Annotated in this window: 4 protein-coding genes and 2 pseudogenes; 5 read left to right on the top strand and 1 reads right to left on the bottom strand. The window is 32.5% G+C overall.

Features of this window, described 5'->3' with window-relative positions; translation table 11 throughout:
- Positions 1-58 precede the first annotated feature (58 nt).
- The 4 genes and pseudogenes from H7U04_RS11135 to H7U04_RS11120 form a co-directional block, all read left to right on the top strand.
- A complete protein-coding gene (locus H7U04_RS11135; protein ID WP_110981363.1) occupies positions 59-1,621 on the top strand; it encodes a hypothetical protein in 1,563 nt (520 codons plus the stop codon).
- Complete coding sequence (locus H7U04_RS11130; protein WP_002887188.1) at positions 1,602-2,207, top strand: response regulator; 606 nt, start codon at positions 1,602-1,604, stop codon at positions 2,205-2,207. The genes H7U04_RS11135 and H7U04_RS11130 overlap by 20 nt, the downstream gene beginning before the upstream one ends.
- A gap of 306 nt (positions 2,208-2,513) precedes the next feature.
- Positions 2,514-3,698: pseudogene (locus tag H7U04_RS11125) on the top strand (IS110 family transposase).
- Positions 3,699-3,889: 191 nt separating this feature from the next.
- A pseudogene (locus tag H7U04_RS11120) lies at positions 3,890-4,128 on the top strand (helical hairpin domain-containing protein); the annotation flags it as partial.
- A gap of 71 nt (positions 4,129-4,199) precedes the next feature.
- Here the strand turns inward: H7U04_RS11120 and H7U04_RS11510 are convergent.
- Positions 4,200-4,496, bottom strand: coding sequence for an ATP-binding protein (locus tag H7U04_RS11510; protein WP_311633659.1), 297 nt, complete (start codon positions 4,494-4,496; stop codon positions 4,200-4,202).
- A 29-nt stretch (positions 4,497-4,525) separates the two neighbouring features.
- Here H7U04_RS11510 and H7U04_RS11505 point away from each other — a divergent pair.
- On the top strand, positions 4,526-4,710 hold a 185-nt coding region (locus H7U04_RS11505; RefSeq protein WP_260315582.1), incomplete at its 3' end, for a hypothetical protein.

Raw genomic sequence — 4,710 nt, 5'->3', positions numbered from 1 at the left:
ATCAATAATAAACAATTAATTCTAAAAACTTTTTAACTTTAACGATTTAGTAAATAATATGATGAGAATAGAAAAAATAGCAAAGAGTAAATTTTTGGGAATCACAATAATCTTGTTACAACAATTAATAGCCTTTTTGATTTTGGTCTATAATCGAGAAAACTTGTCTCTTCTTTTCTCTGAAAAAGTAGCTCTTGTAATGACTCTTATTGATACAGGTTTTATTTGGCTGGCAGCAATATTACGCCAAAAACAAGATGGGATTTTTAAAAAAATTATTTCTATCGTTTTCTTAACAATTTGGCAATACTTGGTATCTGTGCTATCAAGGGAAACTCCTCTCTTTTTTAGTAGTGGTCTGCAAATTATATTGCTCTATTGTTATACCGTTGAGATTACTGATTTAATATTATATGGGCAGAAACAGTTTAAAGATAAGCTAGACAAGAGCTTATTAATGATCATTTTTGTTTCTATAATTAGCCTTTTAGTTAATAGAACTTTATTTAATTTCTTATTCTTAGTTGTTTTTACTATTTTACACCTTTATCCATTATTGGTTATAGTGCTATATTATAGGTATTTTAGGCAACAAATATCAGTTGTAAGACGTTCATTGATATTATTTTCTTTGCTTTTGCTAGCAATACTTGGTAGTGAATTTTATGGAGAGATGCTAGATGTTAATCAAGCCTTTAATAATTTGGGGTGGTATCTGTTTCCCCTTATAATGAGTACAATATACTATTTTAAGGTCATACATGATAAATTTAGTCTAGTTACTCGAAGATGGTTAGGTAATTACAAAACTCGTATAGAACTTTTTTTTATACTTCTTATCATTTGTTGGGTAATACTTATAAAGGGACTAGTTAAAGATTTTTTACTATTTTTTATAGTTGTTGATGCAAGCACGTTTTTTTGTCTAGTGGTAATTTCTTGTATCTTTTGTTATTTAGAAAACTTTAAGCAAAATTTTGACTATGAAAATAGAAGATTGAACTATTTTATGAAATCGGAGGAGAACATGAGAGTGGAGTTCTCAAATTATTTGCATGATGATGTCTTGCAAAATGTCATAGCGATAAAAAACTTACTCTCTTTAGAAAATAGTGATATAACACATGGTTTTATTGTTAATGGGTTGAATGACCTAGTTTCTGGTATCAGGGATGAAATTGATACTTATCACCCAATAGTTCCTTCTAATCGAACAATGAAAGAAAATATACAGTCTCTTTTTGATGATATTGTTAAAAGGAGGAAAAGTAATAAGTTGTTGTATTTCAACTGTTCGAGTAGTACAATAATCCCACCTCCATATGGAGATATTGTTTACAGGTTTATAAAAGAATTAATTAATAATGCTATAAAATATGGAGTCAGTAAAGATATTCATTTATCTTTAAAGGTTCAATCTGATATTATTATCATAGAGGAGAGCAATCAGGTGGTGGAAAAAGTTCAATCTATAAATTATGGCAGAGGTTTGAAATCATTTCAAGAAACACTAGTAGCTTTTGATGGAGATATGGAGCTACAAATAGATAATAAACAATACAATATCAGAATATTACTTCCCATAGATTGGAAATTATGCTATGAAGATTTTATTAATTGATGACCATAAACTATTTGCAAAGAGTATCCAACTGTTATGCCAACAGTATGATGAGGTAGATGTTATAGATACAATTACTTCTAATTTTAACGATGTGACGATTGATTTATCTAAATACGATATTATATTACTTGATATTAATCTAACAAATATTTCTAAAGAGAATGGATTGGAGATAGCGGAGGAACTCATACAGTCTACTCCTAACTTGAAAGTTGTTATGCTGACAGGATATGTTAAGTCAATCTATGAAGAGAGAGCAAAAACAATAGGGGCATACGGTTTTGTAGATAAAAATATAGACCCTAAACAACTCATCTCTATCTTAAAAAAAGTGGATTCTGGGAAAAAGTATTTTGAACAAATTGAATCTCAGGATTATGTTGAAGCTTTAACTGACCGAGAAATAGTAATCTTAAATTTGAGTAAGAAAGGTCTCTCTGTTAAAGATATAGAGGAAACGTTACAAATTAGTAGGAGAACAGTATTTAATCATTTGAATCATATCTATTCAAAACTTCTAGTAAATAATAAGCAAGAGGCTATCTACAAAGCTGAGCAATTAGGGTATTTTATGGACTTCTGAGTTGTAGGCAAACAACTTAATTAAGCTTTATCTTTGTATTTGTTAGGGATTATGTGAAATAGAACATACTAAGATTAGTAGTGAAGAAATCTCCGACGGGAGAGAGTACTCACTACTTTTTCTTTATGTTAAAGTAGTGGTGTCTTGTAAAGTCGTAGGGTTCAATGGCGTTAGATGTCGCTTGACAAACTGGCAAGATACCTGTTTTAGATGGAATATTATCAAAGTATGTTGGATGCTAGACGTCGAGTATTGAAAAGGACATCACTAAAATAAGGAATCATTCAAGACAAAAGAGGTAATGTCATGCGTGCAGTATTTGGAATTGATGTAAGTAAAACAAGTTCTGAGGTGGCAATTTTAGTCAACGGTGAAAAGGTTCATGGCTACACCATACTCAATGATGCCATTGGATTCAATCGCCTGTTGGGCGACTTGAAAACTGTTCATAGCCCTGAGATTATATTTGAGGCTACAGGCGTCTATTCTCGACGTCTTCAAGCCTTCCTTGAGGAATATAGTTACGCTTACACACAGCTAAATCCACTGGAAGCTAAGAAGCAATTGAACAGTTCGTAAAACAGATAAAATTGACGCTGAAAAGTTGGCTAATTCTTAGCTTGTGCACAATCGTAAACCAATTTACGTGCAGAAAGAAGTTTATCAACATCTACGTGATTTAAGCCGTTTCTATCAAAATATGAATGAAGATCTTGTTCGAGCTAAAAACCGTCTGCACAAGGTTCTACAAGTCACTTTTCCTGAATTGGAAAATCTATTATCCACACCTACTGGAGAGCAATATTGGAACTTAGTGATGGCTTTCTATGCAAAGAGTTTGTATTAAGCCTATCTCAAAGTAACTTGTGTAAGATTATCCATCAATCTACCTCCAAACGCATCTCTGAAAAGCGTATTGCTTACCTAACTGATAAACTCGTCGAACTAGCTAATAGGTCTTATTGTGCGGTCAAGAAAACCTCTCCCATGATGGAAGAGGTCCGTTACTATGCTCAAGAATTGCTTCGTCTTTCTGAACGCAGACAAGTTGTCTTAAACAACATGGTAGCTCTAGTTCAGCCTTTACCAGAGTATGACATCTTATGGTCAATTCCTGGCATCGCAGAAACCACAGCGACATCTATTATTGGCGAATTGGAAGATATTCGTCGCTTTCAGTCTACCAATCAAATCAACGCTTTTATTGGTATTGACCTGAGACACTATGAATCTGGGAACTTCTCGCCAAGGAACACATCACTAAACGAGGAAATCCCTATGTCAGAAAAATCTTGTTCAAGTGCATTCACAACATCGCTTCAGCTAGTCATACTAATCCTTGCCATATCGATGACTTTTATGAGAAACGAAAAAGAACAATAGACAATAACTTCAACTAAGCCACATACGATTGCCTCTATACACCGTCTCATTCGGACAATGGATTACCTTATTAAGCATAACAAACTTTACGATTATTCTTTGACCTAAAATCGATAAATCTATCTATACCTTATTATTGTGACACCTTGTTTCAAAAAATACCAGATGAGTTTTTTTAAGCATGCCCTTTTATAGCTCGAAAAGTGTTAAAAATAAGACAGTAACCTCAGAATAGCTACTGTCTTATCTCATTTTTATTTAAAACCTCGATAGACTTGATAAATGGTAGAAAAGAGTAAAAAATTATAACCTTAAATAAGATAGCGAAAGTACTTATCAATTTGAAGAGTGCCAAAAGGAGCAATGAAAAACTAGCAAGATATGAATTTTAAAAAATAATCTTAACAGAATCAATTTCATTAGAACAGGTAAATGAGGAAATAGGAGTATTGCAAGAGGAGCTAGGTCATTACTTAATGAGTATGAGGGAATAGCAAGAAGAATGGAAGAGTTCCTATTGAGTAAACAAGTTTGTTAAGTAATCTGCCAGGACGAGTGCAATTTTTACCACATATAAAATAGAACTCTATCTGCAATGACTATCAATAATTATACTTCACCTTCTAAAGGTAAAGTAATTATAACTCTAAAGAATTGTTTCTCTTTACTTTCCACTTTAAAGCTTCCCTCATGAACTTCGATAATTTGTTTTGAGATTTTTAATCCCATACCGTGTCGTCTAATTCCTGAGATGTCAAATTCTTCAATGATTTTATTACTATTATGAATTGATAATAGCTTATCATTTGTTATGCCTATGCCATTATCCTCAATTGTAATTATTAAAAATTCTTTATCTCTGTGTAGACGAATATTCACATTGCAGCCTTCGGGATTATGGAGAATTGAGTTATATATAATATTATGAAGTACGCGTGAAATTAAGTTTTTCTCAATTGAAATTGTACTATTTTGAAGTTTATCATCAAATTCAAATGCAAAATTTGAATTTTCCCAGACTTCTTGATTTATTATCTGTCTCTAATACGCCTCTCCGAGCCCACGAGAGCAGAGAGGAGGTGGTTACGCGGCGTGTGCGGGAAAAAAAAGTTGGGGGTTG

Source organism: Streptococcus sp. 22.1 (assembly GCF_016648645.1).
Classification (GTDB): domain Bacteria; phylum Bacillota; class Bacilli; order Lactobacillales; family Streptococcaceae; genus Streptococcus.
The sequence above is the reverse complement of the archived record's forward strand: the minus strand, read 5'-3'. Positions and strand labels throughout refer to the sequence as shown.